Annotated in this window: 16 protein-coding genes; 11 read left to right on the top strand and 5 right to left on the bottom strand. The window is 44.3% G+C overall.

All coding sequences use genetic code 11. The features are described 5' to 3' along the window. Positions 1-22: 22 nt before the first annotated feature. The 8 genes from H8S90_RS03960 (at position 23) to H8S90_RS03925 (ending at position 8,464) form a co-directional block, all read left to right on the top strand. Positions 23-1,558 carry a SusD/RagB family nutrient-binding outer membrane lipoprotein gene (locus H8S90_RS03960; RefSeq protein WP_187341297.1) on the top strand — a complete coding sequence of 512 codons (1,536 nt, stop codon included), beginning with the start codon at positions 23-25 and terminating at the stop codon, positions 1,556-1,558. A 77-nt stretch (positions 1,559-1,635) separates the two neighbouring features. Further along, positions 1,636-2,841, top strand: a complete 1,206-nt coding sequence (locus tag H8S90_RS03955; protein WP_187341296.1) for an aminotransferase class V-fold PLP-dependent enzyme — start codon at positions 1,636-1,638, stop codon at positions 2,839-2,841. A 71-nt stretch (positions 2,842-2,912) separates the two neighbouring features. Further along, positions 2,913-3,380, top strand: coding sequence for a RidA family protein (locus H8S90_RS03950; protein ID WP_187341295.1), 468 nt, complete (start codon positions 2,913-2,915; stop codon positions 3,378-3,380). A 21-nt stretch (positions 3,381-3,401) separates the two neighbouring features. After that, positions 3,402-3,938 carry a RidA family protein gene (locus tag H8S90_RS03945; protein WP_187341294.1) on the top strand — a complete coding sequence of 179 codons (537 nt, stop codon included), beginning with the start codon at positions 3,402-3,404 and terminating at the stop codon, positions 3,936-3,938. Between the two features lie 80 nt (positions 3,939-4,018). Beyond that, a complete protein-coding gene (locus H8S90_RS03940) occupies positions 4,019-5,269 on the top strand; it encodes an amidohydrolase/deacetylase family metallohydrolase (protein ID WP_187341293.1) in 1,251 nt (416 codons plus the stop codon). Between the two features lie 95 nt (positions 5,270-5,364). After that, positions 5,365-6,297, top strand: a complete 933-nt coding sequence (locus tag H8S90_RS03935) for an RraA family protein (protein ID WP_187341292.1) — start codon at positions 5,365-5,367, stop codon at positions 6,295-6,297. Between the two features lie 39 nt (positions 6,298-6,336). Beyond that, the gene (locus H8S90_RS03930; protein WP_187341291.1) at positions 6,337-7,437 is read left to right on the top strand and encodes a bile acid:sodium symporter family protein; all 1,101 of its coding nucleotides are present in this window, start codon (positions 6,337-6,339) and stop codon (positions 7,435-7,437) included. A 109-nt stretch (positions 7,438-7,546) separates the two neighbouring features. Then, positions 7,547-8,464 carry a flagellar motor protein MotB gene (locus H8S90_RS03925; protein WP_187341290.1) on the top strand — a complete coding sequence of 306 codons (918 nt, stop codon included), beginning with the start codon at positions 7,547-7,549 and terminating at the stop codon, positions 8,462-8,464. 182 nt (positions 8,465-8,646) lie between these two features. Here H8S90_RS03925 and H8S90_RS03920 read toward each other — a convergent pair whose 3' ends face one another. Beyond that, positions 8,647-8,877 (bottom strand): hypothetical protein, encoded by a 231-nt coding sequence (locus H8S90_RS03920; RefSeq protein ID WP_187341289.1) that lies wholly within the window; start codon positions 8,875-8,877, stop codon positions 8,647-8,649. Positions 8,878-9,286: 409 nt separating this feature from the next. Between H8S90_RS03920 and H8S90_RS03915 the strand changes: the two genes are divergently transcribed. Genes H8S90_RS03915 through H8S90_RS03905 form a run of 3 tightly spaced genes read left to right on the top strand, consistent with a single transcriptional unit; the run spans position 9,287 to position 15,523 of the window. Continuing rightward, positions 9,287-12,271 carry a SusC/RagA family TonB-linked outer membrane protein gene (locus H8S90_RS03915; protein WP_187341288.1) on the top strand — a complete coding sequence of 995 codons (2,985 nt, stop codon included), beginning with the start codon at positions 9,287-9,289 and terminating at the stop codon, positions 12,269-12,271. Positions 12,272-12,330: 59 nt separating this feature from the next. After that, a complete protein-coding gene (locus H8S90_RS03910) occupies positions 12,331-13,731 on the top strand; it encodes a SusD/RagB family nutrient-binding outer membrane lipoprotein (RefSeq protein ID WP_255501803.1) in 1,401 nt (466 codons plus the stop codon). Positions 13,732-13,765: 34 nt separating this feature from the next. Then, entirely contained in the window at positions 13,766-15,523 is a 1,758-nt protein-coding gene (locus tag H8S90_RS03905; protein WP_255501802.1) for a DUF885 family protein, read from the top strand. Between the two features lie 67 nt (positions 15,524-15,590). Here the strand turns inward: H8S90_RS03905 and H8S90_RS03900 are convergent, their stop codons facing one another. From H8S90_RS03900 to H8S90_RS03885, 4 genes are all read right to left on the bottom strand, one after another. Beyond that, the gene (locus tag H8S90_RS03900) at positions 15,591-15,806 is read right to left on the bottom strand and encodes a Txe/YoeB family addiction module toxin (protein ID WP_255501801.1); all 216 of its coding nucleotides are present in this window, start codon (positions 15,804-15,806) and stop codon (positions 15,591-15,593) included. 35 nt (positions 15,807-15,841) lie between these two features. After that, a complete protein-coding gene (locus H8S90_RS03895; protein WP_187341287.1) occupies positions 15,842-16,093 on the bottom strand; it encodes a type II toxin-antitoxin system Phd/YefM family antitoxin in 252 nt (83 codons plus the stop codon). Between the two features lie 76 nt (positions 16,094-16,169). After that, positions 16,170-17,759 carry a M1 family metallopeptidase gene (locus tag H8S90_RS03890; RefSeq protein WP_255501800.1) on the bottom strand — a complete coding sequence of 530 codons (1,590 nt, stop codon included), beginning with the start codon at positions 17,757-17,759 and terminating at the stop codon, positions 16,170-16,172. A 328-nt stretch (positions 17,760-18,087) separates the two neighbouring features. Then, a complete protein-coding gene (locus H8S90_RS03885) occupies positions 18,088-20,286 on the bottom strand; it encodes a S9 family peptidase (protein WP_255501799.1) in 2,199 nt (732 codons plus the stop codon).

The raw sequence follows: 20,286 nt of genomic DNA, 5'->3' as shown, positions 1-20,286 counted from the left end.
AGTAATAATGAAACTTTATTGTATGAATAAAATATATCCTTATCTGGTCTTTATACTGGCCCTGACGTTCAGCAATTGTACCAAAGATCTGGAAGATTTGAATGTAAATCCAAATGCCTCCACTACGGTGGTGCCTGGTTATATGTTCACCAAAGCGCAACTGGACGCTGTGAGCAACAATTATATTGGAGCCGCTTATCTTACTATCGGCGGATCGATGCAACAGACCGCTACCTACAAAGAAGTTCCCGCAGCAGGCGATAAATATTTTAACGAAACCTATTCTTACACCAGCTGGGAAGCGTATTCAACAGCAGTGATTGAAATACAAAAAGTAATGGACGCCGTAGCAGAAGATCCGGAGCAGACCAACCTCCTTTCCATTGCAAGAATCTGGAAAGTCTTTATTTTTCATCGACTGACAGACCTTTACGGCGATATTCCTTATTTTGAATCAGGATTGGGACTGAATGGTACCTATAGCCCCAAATACGACGAACAATCCGTTGTTTATGCCGATCTGCTAAAAGAACTGGACGAGGCGGCGGTAGCACTAAATGCAGACTTACCCAGTTATGGCAATGCAGACCTGATCTATGGGGGTGATATTGCGAAGTGGCGGAAGTTTGCTTACTCACTGATGCTCAGGTTAGGCATGCGTTTAACGAACGTTGACATCGCTGCAGCCGAGAGCTGGGTAAGGAAAGCGATAGAAGGAGGAGTAGTACTGGCTGACGTAGATCTAGCACGTATAGCTTATGTGGATGGCTCACAGATCAGTCAACGCAATTTTATTGCCAGTGGTTTACTAAATACAGACTATCTCAATCAGCAGGCGGTAGATAATATCGAAGGAGGAAAACTGGCTGAAACGTTCATCAATCATTTGAAAAACACCAACGATCCCCGGTTAAATGTGATCTCGGTGGTACGGGTAAGAAATGCTACCGGAACCTTTGTGCCCGATACCACTAGCAGCCTGCAAATGGGCATGCCGAACGCTCGGTACAACTCGTTCCCCGAAAATTTTGCCACCTTCTCCGAACCGAATCCGAATACGATCCTTCGCTTCGATGCACCACATTTAGTATTAACCCCTACAGAAATGTACACCTTGTTAGCGGAAGCGAGTCTTAGGGGATGGTATGATACGGATGCCGCTGAGCTTTATACGCAGGCGGTGCAATCTGCGATGCGCCAATGGGCTTTGTTCGGATCATATGCAGAAATTGCCCAAAACCGGATCGATTTTTACCTCAGTGGAAACCCTTTCGCCAGCAGCGGGACCTTTGAAGATAAATTGGAGCAACTGTATACGCATTTGTGGGTGAGCTTATTTCTACAGGATGAGTACGAAATCTTTGCGAACTGGCGGAGAACCGGATACCCTATACTAACGCCCGTTAACTACCCTGGTAATCTGACGGGAGGCACAGTCCCGAGACGTTTTGTCGTACCTCTGACCGAAGAAAACTATAACGGTGAAAATTTCCGGGAAGCGGTACAAAGGCAAGGGGGAACGAACGCGCTTACCAGCCGTGTATGGTGGGATCAATAATCAAAAAACGAGACTTATAAAATACAAGAAGGAACATGTTAAGTGCCATCTGACCGATGGATAAACATTATTTACAGATGAAAAGAAGATCATTGCTAAAATTGCTTTCCGTACTGCCTATAGGCAGTGCGGTAGGGCAACCCTTATGGAGAGATGCCATCGAACAACATCGTGTCGGATCTCCCAAGAACTTATTTCAAGAGTTAGGTGTGCGTACCTTTATCAATGCCGCAGGCACGTATACCGCTATGACGGGGTCTTTGATGCGGCCTGAAGTTTTGGAAACGATCAATAGTAGTTCTACCACATTCTGTATGTTGGATGAATTGCAGGACAAGGTAGGCGAAAGGATTGCGAACTTGGTAAAAGCAGAATCTGCCGTAGTAACGTCAGGTTGTTTTTCTGCAATGACCTTAGGCTTGGCCGGAATATTGACCGGTATGGACGAAAAAAAGGTGGAACAACTACCTCATTTGGATGGAACCGACATGAAATCGGAAGTCATCTGCCAGAAAGGGCATAATATCGTTTATTCCCACGCGTTGCGCAATACGGGCTGTAAAATTGTTCAAATAGAAACGGCGGAAGAGCTGCGTAAAGCCATAAATCCAAAGACAGCGATGCTCTTTTTCCTTCATATCCAAAGCGACCAAGGGCTGATCATGCATGAAGAGTGGGTGAGCATAGCAAGGGAGTTTGATATACCTACGATGATTGATATCGCAGCTGATGTTCCGCCGGTATCAAACCTGTGGAAGTTCCACGAAATGGGTTTCGATCTGGTTTGTGTATCCGGAGGTAAAGCCATTAGAGGCCCGCAAAGCGCAGGCCTTCTTATGGGAAAGAAAAAATTCATAGATGCCGCCCGGTTGAGTATGCCTCCCCGTGGTTTTAATATTGGCCGCGGAATGAAAGTGAATAAAGAGGAGATCCTAGGAATGTATATGGCCCTGGAAAAGTTCATACAGGCCGACCACGATGCAGAATGGCAACAACAGGAGGAAAGCGTGAAAAAGATCGCGGTAGCCGTACAGTCGTTGCCAACCGTGTCTACCGAAATTGTCGTACCTCCTTTAGGAAATATAACCCCCACGCTGCATATTAAATGGAACCCGGACCAACTCGGTGTTAAGGGTGTAGAGGTACAGGAGAAATTACGTGCCGGAAATCCATCCATAGAAATCGGTAGCGCTACAGATGATGAAATAACCATCACGTCATGGATGCTGCAACCAGGACAGGACTTGGTAGTTGCAGCACATCTGAAAGCCGCTATGAGCTAACATGATAGCAGACTTAGATTTGTATACTTCGTGTATAAGAATAGATAAATTAAAATTAAATATTTGAAACAATGAAAAAGAATGAACGTAGATCCGCAGTGAAAAAATTATTCACGTCGCTATTAGGCGTTACTGGCTTTGGGCTCGTGGCTAAAGCAACTGAAACAACTAATCATCCGGCGGCCAAAGAAGTTTTCAATGTGAAAAAACAAGATGATGTACCACTTTTTTCCGGCTGTACAAAATTTAACGGCCTGCTGTTCGTCGCCGGTAAAGGTGCACACTTCGAAGGTGATGTCAAAGCACATACCGACCACGTATTGAAAGAGTTGGAAGAAGAGCTGGTAAAAGCAGGGTCCAGCATGGAGAAGGTCTTAAAGGTAAATGTTTATCTTGCAGATCTCGCAGATTACAAAGCCATGAATGAGGTTTTTAAAGGTCGTTTCGGAAACAAGCCACCAGTAAGGACTACAGTAGCTACTTACGGAGGCGTACCGGGAGATTCCTTAGTGGAAATGGATTGTATCGCTTATGTTTAAATTGTAAAAGAATAATTCATTATGAAGAAAGCTTATTTACTGCTGTTATGTCTATCGGTACACGGATGGCATATGATAGCTATGGGGCAAGATGTTGCACAAGACGTAGAGAAGCGTTTGACAGATTTAGGTGTTACCTTACCCAAACCAAAACCCCCGATTGCTAATTTCTTGCCCGCGGTTCGTACAGGGAATTTAATTTACCTCTCCGGTCATGGTCCGGATTTACCCGAGGGACGACAAGTGCAGGGAAAGGTAGGTCAGGACTTAACGATCGAAGAAGGACAGCAAGCAGCAAAATTGGTGGGCATATCATTATTAGCGGCTTTGAAAGCTGAGATTGGCGATTTGAACAAAGTGGTTCGTGTCGTGAAAGTGCTGGGAATGGTTAATGCAACTGCAGATTTTAAAGATCAGCCCAAGGTCATCAACGGTTTTTCCGATTTTATGGTGGAAGTGTTCGGCGATAAAGGAAAGCATGCTCGCTCGGCGGTAGGTGTTGGCTCACTTCCTAACAACATTCCTGTGGAAATCGAGATGATAGTAGAAGTAAGATAAGTTTAATTGTTTGATAGTCATTGTTTTATGAACAACCTATAGGTTGTCCGGGCATTTTATTGCCCAAAAGGTAAACTATTATGAAGAAGATTTTTTGCATAGCAGTTGGCATGTTTTTGTATGGAGGTACGCTGTGGGCGCAACAGTATGATCTAGTGATCAAAGGCGGCACCGTCATTGATCCTAAAAACAATATATATGAAAAGAGAGATGTTGCTATAAAGGATGGGCGTATTGTTGAGGTAGCGCCAGAAATAGAAGGGAAGCTGGGGAAACAGTTAGTTGATGCCGTTGGAAGTTACGTTACACCAGGTTTGATCGATCTTCATACCCATCATTATTGGGGAACGAACCTCGATCAGGCATATATGAACGGGCCCAATGCCTTTCCGCCCGACGGCTTTAGTCTGCGTAATGGTGTGACCACCGTAGTAGACGCAGGATCGCCTGGCGCGGAAACTTTTTATTACTATAAAGAACAGACCATTAAACAGTCTAAAACTCGTGTTTTGGCCTTTTTGAATATAGCGAAACAGGGCATGCGGGGAGGGCATTTTGAACAAGATACGACCCAGATGGAGGCCTCCCTGGCTGCTAAAGTGGCAAAGGATAATCCCGAACATATCGTAGGATTCAAAGTCGCACATTTTGAAGGACGATCATGGGCTCCGGTAGACCAGGCGGTTAAAGCGAGCGACTTGGCGGGAGGTTTACCGGTAATGGTTGATTTTGGAGGTGCAAACCCGCCTTTGCCTATCCAGGAGTTGTTCTTTGACCATCTACGTCCCGGTGACATTTTTACGCATGCCTTTGCAGAGATTCCTGGTCGGGAATATATTGTAGACATAGAGAAAAAACGCGTAAAACCTTTTGTGCACGATGCGCGTAAGAAAGGGATTAAATTTGATGTGGGTTATGGCGGAATTAGCTTTTCCTTTTCGCAGGCGGTGCCTGCAGTGAAGGAAGGGTTTTATCCCGATGCCATTAGTACCGATATCCATATCGGCAGTATGAACGGTGCGATGAAAGATATGTTAACCGTCATGTCTAAATTTTTGGTTATGGGCATGGATTTACCGAATGTAATCGCTGCCAGCACTTGGCAACCCGCCCAAATCATAAAAAGGGAAAGCCTTGGTCATCTTTCTGTAGGTGCATTGGCAGATATTGCCATCCTCCATGTAAGAAAAGGAAATTTTGGCTACTTCGATTATAAAGGCACCAAAGTCAAGGGTCAAAAGAAATTGGAATGTGAACTTACCATTCGAGACGGCAAAATTGTCTATGATCTCAATGGCATAGCAGAACCTTTGGTTGTTCGTACACCCTAAGTATATACTGAAATATAGAAAGAAAAGAATAGGGTTGAACAATCTTTAAACAACGTCGATACAACTTATTTTAACCAAAATAAATAACGCAACAGATGAAATTACCGATAATCCGTTTATGGCTCATGATGCTACTTATGGCTCTCTGGACACCACAGGTGCTGGGTCAGATCCTCGATAAAACGTCCATACTTAGACTAACCAAACAATGGCAAGGAGAACGTTTTTCGGACGGACGACCGCGCTTGTCGGATTCCCTATTATCAAGAGCCGCTCATGTCGGCCTTGATGACGCATGGACGATACTCCGGAATGAAGGGTATGCCCATCAGTTCGAAGGGAATTGGAAAATCATTCATCCACAACAAAACATGGTAGGTAGGGCGCTTACTGCTCAATTTATGCCCAGTCGGCCAGATCTTGAATCTTTGGTGCTCGAAACGGGAGAAAATGAAGGCAGAAAAGGGAACAATAACTCCTGGCCAATTGATGTTTTAGTAGATGGCGATATCTATGTGGCAGACGGCTTTGGCAAGATAAAGGGTGGCACGCTGATCGGGCAGACCCTGGGAAAATCCATCTATGGCAGATCAAAAAACGGTGTTGTCTTTGATGCCGCTGTGCGTGATCTAGAAGGGCTAAAGGAGATCGACGGTTTTAATGCATTTGTTCGGGGCTTCGATCCGTCATACCTGGAAGATGCAGTGCTCTACGGAATAAATACAGCGATCAGGATCGGACAGGCAACCGTGCTGCCCGGCGATCTTGTCCTGGCAAATGAAGAAGGGGTGCTCTTCATTCCCGCACACTTGGCTGAAGACGTCATCGTTACGGCCGAGTTTATTCAGCTAAGAGATGCTTTCGGAGATGAGATGATACAGACGGAACAGTACACCACCGGAGAGATCGACAACCAATGGACCGAGACGATCAAAAAACGCTTTGTGGAATGGTTACGAAAACATCCCGAAATGCCACAAATTGATAAAGCACAGTTGGATGAACTCATGCTTAAACGAACTTGGTGAGCAATGGAAAAGCTAACGAACCCTATTAAACCGACCAAAATGAAACAAGATCATCGTATTCTCTTTTATGTCTTTCTCGGGCTGGCGGTGCTGCTACTACTAACGGGCACCGGTCTAGTCTTAGGTAATAACCACCAGATCGCCGGTTGGTCTTTCGTCGGTGCGCTTGTAAGCTTGGCTTTCGCGTGTAAATTCCATATCTCCTTCAAAGGGTATAGTTACACCACACTAATTTTTGCGGCAGTGTGCTTAGCGATGTACCACCCCGAATACTTCATTCGGTATAAAGGTTTTTACTATACTGGCTTGATCACACCATTCATTCAATTGATTATGTTCGGTATGGGTACAACCATGTCTGTAAAGGATTTCGCAGCAGTGGGAAAAACACCGAAATTGGTGGGCATTGGTGTACTTTGCCAAGTGACTATCATGCCCTTACTGGGATTTATGCTTGCCAGCGTAAGTAAGCTGCCAACAGAAATTGCGGCTGGAATAATCTTGATCGGGTGCTCGCCCAGTGGCATGGCGTCCAATGTCATCGCTTATTTGGCCAATGCTAATCTGGCGTTATCCATAACCATAACCACAATGAGCACCTTAATAGCACCTGTTTCCACACCGTTATTGATGAAATTCCTCGCAGGTACCTTTATTGCAATTGACCCCATGGCTATGATGTGGGATATTGTAAAGATGGTCATTCTTCCGATAGGTGGGGGCTTGATCGTTAATAAGCTCATTAAAGGGAAATTATGGTTAACATCTATCATGCCGCTGCTTTCCATGGTCGGTATAATCTGCATTATTGTAGTGATCACCGCAAGTGGACAGGAAAGTCTAAAACAGATTGGTTTATGGTTAGTATGCCTTGTCTTCATGCATAACACATTAGGATACGGATTAGGCTATGGTGTAGGTAAACTATTGAAGTTGGAAGAAAGAGACTGCCGGACGCTTGCTATCGAAACCGGTATGCAGAACGGCGGACTGGCTTCAGGGATTGCGAAGGAGATGGGGAAAATAGCCACCGTAGGCTTAGCTCCGGCAGTGTTTGGACCGTTGATGAATGTCACCGGCTCTTTGCTGGCTTCTTTTTGGAAGAAACGGCCGCTTGATAAAAAATGCTCAATGAATTAAAGCATTTTTATACCATTTATCAGCGTATTTATGCGCTGGTAAAAAAAATTGGCATGATCTTTACTACTCATTAATCTGTATTTTTTTATAATAGATTAAATGAATAGTTATGAAGAGTAAAATATTTAACCTGTTTGTTGTTTTTCTTGCACTTGCATTGGCAATGACAGGTTGCGGTAGTAAAAAGTATACGCTATTGCAGACCGAACATCAGGAGCTGCAGACCAAGTATAAAGACTTAGACTTGAAATATTTAAATAGTCAGCACGAACTATCGAATGCACAATCTAGGGTGAAAAGCTTAGAAGAACAGCTAGCTACTTATCGCGCTAATGTGGCTTCTCTGCAGTCAGCATTGGATAAATGCCTTAGTAATAGCAGCCAGGGCAATGCTAATATATCCAAACTGGTAGATGAGATCAATGCTTCTAATCGCTATATCCAACATTTGGTAAATACCAAAAATAAAAGTGATTCCTTGAACATGGTCTTAACTAATAATCTGACACGCTCACTGAGCCGCGAAGAAACTCAGGATGTCGATGTACAGGTCTTAAAAGGCGTAGTATACATTTCGCTTTCAGATAACATGCTTTATAAATCTGGAAGCTACGAGATATCACCTCAAGCTAGTGAGACGCTTGGTAAAATCGCCAAGATCATTATGGATTACAAAGATTATGAAGTGTTGATTGAAGGTAATACCGATACTATGCCGATCAAGAAAACCAATATACGTAACAACTGGGATTTAAGTACCCTCCGGGCATCGTCAGTGGTGCAGGCCTTGCAAAATGATTATGGTGTGAGTCCTAAAAGGTTAACTGCAGGTGGGCGAGGAGAATACAATCCGATAGCCAGTAATGATACGGAAGATGGGCGGGCGAAAAATCGTCGGACTCAGATTATAATCACACCGAAGTTGGATCAATTTATGGAACTGATTGATCAGGCGCCTGAAAACACTTCGGATGAAGAACCTGCGGTATTGGAAGAGGAGACTCCTGCAACGGAACAAGAATGGTAGTCCAGTAATAACGATAGAACATCAGCTTATATATTATATATTAAAAAGAGCCTCCAAAATTTAGCGATTATTCTGGAGGCTCTTTTTGGCATAATACTTCATTTCATATGTATAGCTTGCCACTTTTAAGCTAGGCCCATAGTGAAAAGAACCGAAGTACTAAAAAAGTCAGCGATCGCTGCTTAATTAAATGATTTCGGTTCAGACGCTTCCAACAATTCCTGAAGATACTTACCCCATATCCAGGTATGCATCGCTCCCATAGAGGTTCCCATGTTAGTGGAAATAGGATTTGGCTTAAGCATTTGGATACGCCATGCAAATGTAAGGCTCGCTGCAATCACGCCACAAGATTGCTTATGCATATCCAAAAAGCCGTCGAAGCCCAGACAGGTTTTACTCTTTGCAGACACGACCTCGGAGACTTCAGCGTAGCGCGCCCGGATCTAGACGTGGAGCAAGGACACAAAATCAATTTTGCTAAAAATCCCTGTGGAAGTATACTAGCATTCATTTTAGTAAGTTTATCTCCTTAACGAAACATCGGAAGTGTATTGTTTTAGATAGTAATATGCTAGTAATAGTAGACGATGAAAAGTTTTTTTATATAAAATGAGTAAAAAGTAATAATGTGCTGATAAAAAAGGCTATTTATTATTAAATAGCTATATTTTTTGGTGTATAGTTGTATTGTTGTTAATATATGTGTTTGTTTGGTTAATTTTTGATAACAAGAGGTGGTTTTCATGTGATAAATTTGTTAGGTGAGCTATTGTGGCTGATATACAGTGCTTGATGAATCAAAAAACCAACAAAATTATCATGAAAATTAAGTTTTTTTGCCCGTTTTTGCTTTGCTTGTTAAGCATTTTCGGGGTTAATGCGCAAAATGTACTCAAGGGTGTGGTGGCCGACTCCGCAAATGCTCCCTTACCGAGTGCTTCTATTCGGATATTGGGTACTACGCAGGGAACCTCAAGCGATACCGAAGGTCAGTTCTCCATTAATTATACTCCCGGATCCACCTTGCAGGTTTCTGCTTTGGGCTATCAGACACAGGAAATCCCCTTAAACAACCAACAGACCTTAACTATTCAGCTGGCAGAAGATAACCAAGCGCTAAGTGAAGTGGTAGTCACCGCTTTGGGTATAAAAAGGGAAAGACGACAGTTAACCTACAGTACGCAAGAGGTGGGTGGAGAAGAGATTCTGAAAACCCGGGAGCCTAATGTCCTGAATGCCATGACAGGCCGGGTGTCGGGTGTACAGGTTACCTCGTCTTCCGGTCAGCCGGGTAGCTCGTCCCGGATTATAGTCCGTGGAACCAGTTCCTTGACAGGTAATAATGAGGCCTTGATCGTATTGGATGGTGTGCCCATCAATAATAGTCAAACAGGTGAGTCAGGCGATGCGCCTATTTCGGGAGTAAGTAGATTATCGGATATCGATCCGGAAATTATAGAAAGCATTAATGTGTTAAAAGGTTCGGCGGCATCTGCACTTTATGGCTCAGCGGCCGCAAGGGGTGTACTTTTAATAACGACAAAAAATGGCGGGGGCTTTACCAGACCCGCTTTTAACTTCACATCCCAGGTATCGATGGAAACGCCGATCTTTCCTCAGTTACAAAGTGTTTATGCACAGGGAGATCGGGGGGTGTATGAAGACGGCGAAACAGTCAAGAACAGCTTAATTTGGGGGCCGCGCCTCGACACGCTAACTGTTGACGGTATGCCGGTACGGAACGTCAATCCGATGCAAGAGTTTTTTCAGACCGGTAGAACATACACCAACAGTTTAGGTGTGCAGGGAGGAAGCGATAAATCCAATTATTTCTTATCCTATTCCTATTTAGATCAAGAGGGTACAGTACCTACTACAAATTACAAGCGTCACTCCGCTTTCGCCAAGTTCAACAACAACATTACCGACAAACTTACTGCTAATTTTCAATTCAACTATGTGTCGTCTACCAGTCACCGTACGGCAGAAGGTTACGGTCTGGAAAGCCCTTTATGGACCATCTATACTGCTCCCTTTTCCTGGGATCCAAATCCTGCTACAGATGAAAATGGCAATCAACGTGTTTTCAGACCATCACGGAATAATCCTTATTGGGCACTGGATAACATATACAGCGATGTCAGAAATAACCGGTTTATACCTGTGGCAACATTTACTTACGAGCCTTTCAACTGGTTGACCGTAACCGAACGTCTGGGAGCAGATATTTATTCCGAGCAAAATAAGTACTATGAGGCACCGAGCGATGCCTTGGGCACGGTGGGTAGACTACGTGATATTAATACTAATTTCCGTCAGTTTAATCATGATCTGATTGTTGAAGCGAGAAAAGATTTCAATGAAGACTTTAACGCGTCTGTCATGTTGGGAAATAACGTTTTGTCCAATTACACGCAAAATTACATGATCGACGGCTCCGGTTTGATCATCGATGGTTTTCAGAACATCAGTAATGTCGAAAACCAAGTACCATCTGAGGCTTATTACTTAACGCGTAAAGTTGGCTTCTATGGTCAGGGTAATTTGGAGTATAAACGGATGTTAAACCTCTCGCTGACCGGAAGAATCGATCAGAGTTCGGTGTTTGATGCCGCGAACAGAACGTATAATTACGGTTCTGTTTCGGCAGGGTTTATCTTTACCGAATTATTAAATATTCCTCGTGTTGATTTTGGTAAGGTACGTATATCCTATTCGCGAGTGGGGAACGATAATGTAGCCGCATATGCTACAACGACACCCTTCATCGACAATCGCTGGAATAATCTGCCGGGCTATTTGTACAGCGATCGTTTAGGAAACCCCTTGTTAACAAATGAGGACACGGACGAGTTCGAGATAGGCCTTGAAACGCGCTTCTTCGGTGGTCGGCTCGGTTTGGAAGCGAGCTATTTTGATCGGCAACATAAAAACTTGCTGTCCACCATTGAATTAGCACAGTCAACGGGTTATAATACCACGAATTTAAATGCGGGTAGTATGTATAATAAAGGGGTGGAGGCTTTACTGACGGCAACACCTATAAGAAACGCCTCTTTTAGCTGGGATATAACCCTGAACTTCACGCGTATTCGTAATAAAATTACGGCTTTATATGAAGGACAGGACATGTTGTCCAACGGACAAACATATCTCTTCGTGGGCGATCCCTATGGAACCTTTTATAATACCGGCTATGAACGCAACGATGCTGGTCAAATCTTGATAGACGATAGTGGACTTCCTGTAGTAAACCAATCGGTTTTGCAGAAAATTGGCAATATACAGCCGGATTGGCTGGGTGGACTGAACAACAGCTTTACGTATAAGAATTTTAATTTCAACTTTTTCTTCGATGTCCGTAAAGGAGGCGATGTCATGAATTCGGACGATCGTTATGGTTTCTTCTATGGTACACCAAAAGTTACCGAAAACCGGGAGGATCGCATTGTAGAAGGAGTGAATATCAATACCGGAGAATCGAATGCCGTTTCCGTTCCAGCGCAAGACTATTACCAGCGTCTCAATCTCATTTATGAGGCGGCCATTCAGGATGGGACATATATAAAATTAAGGAATGTCAATCTAAGTTATGACTTCCCGCAAAAATGGATAGATCGGACACCATTTAGCAAAGTAACATTGACGGCTACAGGAAGGAATCTTTGGATCCATGCTCCACATTTTACCGGAGGGGACCCGGAAGTCAATAGTTTCGGTACCGGTAACGGATCTATCGGTACATTTGCCTATGCTGTACCAGCGTCCCGCTCCTACAATTTCAGCTTAGCAGTTACCTTTTAAAAAACCGACAATTACGGGTAGAGAATACCATAGGACATATATAATCAAAAAAGATAAAAATGAACAAGATAATAAAGCTTTTGATGTGTTTTTTCGTAATTACACAGGCCTTACCGGGATGTAAAAAATTCCTGGATGTAAATGAGAATCCCAACGAACCGGAAACTGTTCAGGAAAACATGATGCTTCGTCCGATTGAATTAAACTTTGCCGATAATCTCATCGCGGGTTGGGGAACGATTACGGCTAATCATTTCATGCAGGCGATTGCCCTGAACCAAACCGTACCCAACGTCGGTACCTATTTGTACAGCCCCGTTGATGCCAATGATCCATGGGGCTATGCTTACATTACCTGTTTACAGAATCTCTCGTTATTAAATCAACAGGCAGAAGAAAATGGTAACAGTAGTTACGCCGGAATCGCCAAAGTGTTGATGGCTTATACCCTCGGATACACGACCGATATGTGGGGCGATATTCCTTATACTGAAGCGCTTGAAGGGACAGAAGCCTTGCATCCGGCGTATGATAGCCAAGAGGAAATCTACCAGCAGATACAATTACTACTGGACCAGGGTATTGCACAGCTCACCGAAGCGAGTGGAATACTGCCGGAGGCGGATGATTACTATTATGGCGGCAATACCGCTAATTGGATTAAAGCTGCTTACACGCTAAAAGCACGCTACTATATGCATTTAACCAAAGCGCCCGGTCACAATGCGCAGGAGCAAGCCAATCTGGCATTAACAGCATTGGAAAAGGGCTTCACAGCGAATGAGGAAGATATGAAGATGATTTACCCAGGTGACGCTGCGACGAGAAATCGTTGGTATGTAGCTTTCCTGCCTGATCAAACAATCGTCATGTCCACAAAAACCGTCGATACGCTTGTTAATAGGGAAGACCCCCGTTTACCGCTTTTGGTATCGCGCAGTGCGGTTGGAAACAACTATAACGGTCGTGCCATCGGGACATCAGGTATAGGCTCCTTTGATACCTACTCCCGAGGCGGAAGCTATTATGCAGGTATAGGGTCTTCAGTTTATCTGTTAAATTATACAGAAGCCTTGTTCCTCAGAGCTGAAGCAACGCTCATTACCGCAGGAGCTGAAGCAGCACAAGCCATTTACGAAGAAGCCATCCGAGCGGATATGGCAAAGCTGGGCATATCAGATGAAAATGCCATCAACCAGTATTTGGCCGCCAGAGGTACATTGACTGGCGAGAATGCCCTGGAACGCATTATGGAAGAGAAGACGGTTGCGAATTTTCTCTCGCCGGAGAACTTTAACGACTGGCGTAGAACGGGATATCCGATCTTATCTCCGGTACCGAATGCCTTGTCTGCAATGCCCAGGCGGTTGATTTATCCACAGCGGGAATTGGCCAATAATCCGCAGCCACAACATAGTGGAAACAATTTGACCCTTCGGGTTTGGTGGGATACGGAATAAATAATAGCATAAAAACCATTTTAATTTTATATCGATGAAGGTCTTACGGAATATGGCGAGCGCAACAATAGTAAGCTGTTGCGCATTGTTTGGTCATGCTTTTGCACAGGTCTCGGAAGAACCTTTTGTGCCTTGTCAGGAAATACCTGCGCTGATGCTTGAATATCAGGCGGACCAAGCGGCAATCTTGCGCTTTTATTCGCCTTCGACAAACGCACCCCGATATCGTTTTGATCAATCCTTGGGTTCACCTGACAGAAATAAGCGCTTGCATGAACTTCAGGAAAGCTACCTCGACCGTCTGGCCCTCGTACCTTTCGAACAATTACCGCAAGAATGTAAAGCTGACTACCTACTTTTTAAACGAGATCTTCGGGAAGGACTTCGGAAGATCGTCAAAGATGATCAAATGCTGCAATCGTTGAGCGGTTGGTTTCCTTTCGCCGATAGTCTGTTTGCCTGGGAGCGGGTCAGAAGGAGAGGAAGGGCCGTTGAGGCTCCTCAGGTCGCTGCATTTTTTTCTGGGATGGCAAAATCGATACCGATGCTTCAAAAGCAAGTAAGCAGCGAAGCATTCACCCCGGAAGAAATCTACTATACAGGAAATATCGTTGATCTCCTGCGGAGAACGGCTCGTGGTGTATTTGACTTCTACAATGCTTATGAACCACAGTTTACCTGGTGGGTACCTGAAAGTTATCATCGAGCCGATAGTCTGCTAAGCCAATACGAGCAAGCTTTTCGTTCCAAGCAAGAACCAAATAGCATGGGTACCTATACGCGTACGCCCGTTGGAAGAGCGGAATTATCGCATCTGCTCCAGCAGGAGATGGTGAACTATACCCCGGAAGAGCTACTGGCTATTGCCGAGCGGGAGATGGCTTGGTGCCGAAATGAAATGATCAAAGCTTCGCAGGAAATGGGCTTCGGTGAGGATTGGAAAGCTGCGCTTGAAAAAGTAAAGGAAAGTGCCGTTCCGGCGGGCAAACAGCCGGAAGCGATTTTAAAGCTTTATGAGGAATCGGTCGGCTTCATTAAACAACATGACCTAATTACAATTCCGCCCTTAGCCGAAGAAACCTGGGGCATGATCATGATGACTCCCGAGAGGCAAAAGAGCAATGCCTTTTTTACAGGTGGTTGGGAAATAAGTATTACCTATCCAACCAATACGATGGATTACGATCTGGCGCAGATGCGTATGTTGGGGAATAATCCCTATTTTTCCCGCGCCACTGTGCATCATGAACTCATCGCCGGCCATAACCTGGAGTTTTTTATGAATGCCCGGAATCGGTCCTATCGCAATTTTGGCACACCTTTTTGGATGGAAGGTTGGGCGCTTTATTGGGAAATGCTGTTGTGGGATAAAGGATTTGCCCATGCACCGGAAGAAAAGCTAGGGATGCTGTTCTGGCGTAAGTATCGCTGTGCAAGGGTGATCTTTCAGTTAAATTTTCACCTGGGGAAATGGTCGCCAGAAGCATGCGCTGATTTTTTGGTTGAAGAAGTGGGGCATGAACGGGCGAATGTGGAAAGTGAATTGAACTGGCCACTTTCCAGGGACAGCCAGGCTTTTCCACTCTATCAAGTCTCCTATTATATTGGGGGACTACAGTTTTATGCTTTGCAGCGGGAGGTTTTGGCGCAAGGGAAAATGACGGAAAAGGCTTTTCATGATGCTGTGATGCGACTCAATGCCATGCCCGTGGAAATGATCCGTGCGATCTTATTGGAAAAACCATTGGATAAAAATTATCAAACACAATGGAAATTTGATAAAAAAGAATAAAGGGAAATATCAGCGTGTGGTTTGCAAAAAAGTCGCTATAAGCCAAGGCCCTTTGCCTATATCTAAATTAATAATGATACCTGCATTGTAAAATGATTACAGCGTCGTTCTCGAACTTAGAAACTAACCGATGTTCCTGGTTTATTCGTCTTGACCAAAAACCTGATAAATTTTCTTTTAGTGCTTCAGGTTTACCAGTTCCTTGAAAAGGAGTTCTTGCTATTTCTTTAATTAACCCGTTGATTTTCCTTAATATGGCTTTGTCAATCTGTTGCCAATACAAATAGTCTTCCTAGGCATTATCCATGAAAATAATGCTCATTCGGCTATCAATTCTTTGGCTTTTCCCTTTCCTTGTTCGTATTGCGCGATGGCCTGCTGGAGTCGTTTAGCATTCTTAGGAGACTTCAATAGATAAAACGTTTCCATAATGCTTTCATAGTCCGATTCAGAAAGCACTACAATATTCTCCCCCTTCGTACGCGTTACAAATAAAGGACTGTTACTCTTAAATACTTCGTCTAAATAACCTTTCAATTTCTGCCTGAAGTCTGAATATGTCGTTATCATACCACAAATATTGCATATTATTTTTATGTACAATAAATTGTACAATTAATATCCTTGTTTTTTAATATAATTCTTCCTACTCTACCAACACCCCAATATAATAATTGAAGGTATCTACTTCCAAATTCTCTTTCGTAAGGCCCGGTAACTCTACAGGTGTCCAGTTTCTTGAAGGTTCGACAAATTGATAATCGCCGCCCTTCTTCCGGATTTTTACCGGCATGTTGAAGTCGGATACATCGGCGATCCAACGGCTCGCTACCCGCCCTTGATCAAACCGAAACTCTAAAGTAGGAATATTGCTGTGCTGCACATATTGCGCAAAAACCGGTGCCAGGTTCTTGCCCGATGCTTTTACGATATAATCGACCACGTCTTCATAGTCAACGGTTTTATGGTAAAAGGTTTCGTTCAGTTCACGTAGTATTTTTCGCCACTGTTCATCGTCGTCGATGATGGTCCTTACCATGTTGAGTAATACCCCGCCCTTCGGATACATGTCGCCCGATCCTTCCTGATTGACATGGTAAGGTCCTTGTATGGGCGCATCATTTTGTATGCCCGATCGGATGCCGTGTACGTATTCCTGTCCGGCTTCTTTCCCGTAGTTATAATCAATAAACAGGGATTCGGAATAGTTGGTAAAACTTTCGTGGATCCACATATCTGCCAGATCATTGGAGGTGATGTTATTGCCAAACCATTCATGACCACTTTCATGGACAATGATAAAGTCGAATTTCATTCCCCAGCCCGTACCTGAAGCATCATTTCCCCGATAACCATTGGCATAACCGTTGCCATAGGTAACGGCGCTTTGGTGTTCCATCCCATTATATGGCGCATCGATCAATTTATAGCTGTCTTCGTAGAAAGGATAGGGGCCGAACCAATGTTCGAACGCCTTTAACATGGGGATAACGTTTTTCGGGAAGAAGGCTTTGGCTCTCGCCTCGTTCTCCCGTAATACCCAATAACTGATGTCTAAAAGCCCTTTTTCGCCTGAATAGGTGTCTGTAAAATTGACATAATCACCAATATTGAGCGAAACACTGTAATTGTTGATCGGGTTGTTCACAAACCAGTCGAATTGCGTATAGCCGTTTTTGGTTTCCTTTTTTCGTAAGCGACCGTTCGATACATTGGTTAAGCCTTCAGGAACCCTTACACTGATGAGCATACTATCTACTTCATCGGATTGATGGTCTTTGTTCGGCCACCATACGCTAGCGCCCAGACCTTGGCAGGCGGTAGAAACCCAAGGTTTGCCCTGACTGTCTTGGGTAAATACAAAACCCCCATCCCAGGGGGCACGTTTTGCAACTTGAGGATGTCCGGAATAATATACCCGCATCGAATCAACCGCTCCTTTGCTGATTGTTTGTGGAAAACGCACAAAAACGGAATTAAACTCCCGGGTAAACGGAATCTCCTGCTCCTGATAAAGAATCTTTTCGATGTAGAGGTTCTCAAACAGTTCAAATTGCAAAGCCTCAAAATCTTCCGTAGCGGCAAAACGGAAGAGATTACTGCCTTTAATAAACTTTTTGTCAATATCCACCTGGACGTCCAAATGATAGTATTGGATATCATAACAAGTCCGGAGAGGTGTCAATGTTCCCCGCAAGGAATCCGCTCGGCTAAACGCTGTCTTATCTTTTTCCATCAACTGTGCAGCCGCTAAAAAAGGGATTAGTATTAATCCAAAGCTATAAAGGATTGGCAACCTAAATTTCTTTGGTGAAAGGTATGGAAAGCTTTTCATTATGCAAGTAATAACGTTAATATACGACAATTGGCAAATTATTTATACTTACTTTTTTCCTGCAGCTGAAAAAAGTAACAAAAAAAGCCGCGGCTGTGCCTGATGTTACAACCTTTATGCTTTAGTAAGCTCCTGCTAATCGCATCAGCCAAGGCCGACTTTAGCAATATCAGCAGCAAAGTGAGCAATTATACATGCATAACACAGCGCGCTATAAATCAATTACTAATTATTGCCCGCCCGGCGGGCAATGTTTCTTTAAATAATTAGTGAACAAAGTACGTAAATGAGTGGTAGTGCCTTCCCCTTCGGAGATCGAATGGCTCCGATTAGGGTAGGACATCAACTCAAATTGCTTATTATGCTTAATCAATTCATTGATCAACAATTCGGCGTTCTGGTAATGTACATTATCGTCTGCCGTACCATGGATATAGAGCAGATTTCCTTGCAGGTTCTTTGCATACGTCACTGGAGAACCCTTTAAAAAGTCTGCTTCTGTTTCCTGCGGAATGCCCATATAACGTTCCTGATAGATATTATCATACATCAATTGATTGCCGACAGCGGCTACCGCGACACCCGTCTGGTAAATCTCGGGATACTGAAATAATAAATTAAGCGTTGATGATCCGCCACCACTCCATCCCCAAACGGCTACCCGTGAAGAGTCGACAAAATCCCATTTTAGAATCTCCTTTGCTGCCATTGCTTGATCGCGAATGTTGATCGTACCAATATTACGATAAATCGCTTTGCGCCAAGCACGCCCCCTCGGAGCTGGCGTACCTCTGTTTTCGACCGAAATGTATAAATAACCGTCGCCCGCCATATCGCCATCGTAAAGGCGGTTGAATCCAGCCCCATAAGTGTCGGTAACGGTTTGGCCGGCAGGTTCTCCATAAACATGAAACACAACGGGATATCGCTTTGTCGAATCAAAGGGCTGCGGTTTGACCATCCAGCCGTCCATTTCCACACCGTCCACCGTAGTGATTTTAAAAAATTCGGGTTTTGCCATATGTTCAGGCAAACCACGATCAACCGCAGCTGGTGCCAGCGCTTTATGATCCGGTATGCTGATCACAGCTCCGCTTTGATAGTGTTCATGACTACTGAAATCATGAATGGCAAATTTCCCATTAGGCGAAAATTGATAACTATGCGTGCCTGCCTGAGCTTCCGGCGAAAGCCGTTTGGCCTTACCGCCCTTAAGTGATACCTGGTACAGGTATTTTTGCGTGGCATTAGTTGGCGAAGCACTGAAATAAATTGATCGCCCAGCCTCGTCAATCAAGTCTATATTGATCACATCATAGTCACCAGGTGTAAGCAAGATTTCTTTACCCTTGAGGTCAATACGGTACAGGTGTCGCCAACCGTCTTTTTCGCTGACCCATATAAAAGCTTTCCCCTCTTCTATCCATTCCCAACCGCTGGGGTCATCATCGTTCCAGCGTGCTTTGATATCAATCCAGGCATCGTCTGTCTCTTCGTAAATGCTTTGGCTCGCTCCCGTAGCCGCATCGCAAAGCAGGATTTTACTTTGATTCTGCTTGCGATTCAGTTGCTGCACGATGAGGGAGGCCCCATCCAATGTCCATTCCATGCGTGGCAGGTAATGTTGGGCGGGATCGCCTACGATGTCCATTTTTTGATGCCTTTTATTCGCTATATCTACGGTATAAATTGCGCAAAGGCTCGGGTCTTGTCCGGCCTTCGGATATTCTACGGGAATGGTAAACGAATAGGTGGAGTCCGTGGTGTTAAGCATAAGGTAATTACGGATCGTCTGTGCATCAATTTTCCAATATGCGATAGATTTACTGTCAGGCGACCACCGGAAGCCATCCCGGCAACCAAATTCTTCTTCATAAGCCCAGTCGAACGTACCATTAATCAAGCGGTCGGTGCCATCTTCGGTCAATGTGGTAATTGCTCCTGTGCTTAAATCTTCCACATAAATATTGTGCTTGCTTACATAAGCAACCTTTGTTTCGTCCGGCGAGAATTTAGCAAACATGAGCGAGGAAGCTGGAAGTGAGGCACCCAGTTTTTTTAAGCTTTGTTGCTTGCGATCGTATAGCCAATAATCGCCCCGGGTATGGTAACGCCAAACCCGCTGGGTATGGGTAAACAGGAGCACCTTTTCCTGACTGGGCGATATGCTGAAATTCCGGACAGGTAATGGGTTACCACTGTCGGCCGGCGTCAGGTCCGCTTGATTCAGGAAGGTGTCTATCGACGTCCGGTCCAACAAATTCACAGCGACGATCGCGTCATCAGCAAGCTCATAGTAGCTGTTTCCATCAGGCGTCCATTGGGTTTTAAAGCTGGGTTGCGCCCAAAGGCTTGGCATGGCAAAAAGGAAGCCGCAAACGAAAAAACTTATCCGGATAACTCGATATATAATAATAGGCTTGTTCAT

This window comes from Olivibacter sp. SDN3 (genome assembly GCF_014334135.1).
Lineage (GTDB): Bacteria > Bacteroidota > Bacteroidia > Sphingobacteriales > Sphingobacteriaceae > Olivibacter.
The sequence above is the reverse complement of the archived record's forward strand: the minus strand, read 5'-3'. Positions and strand labels throughout refer to the sequence as shown.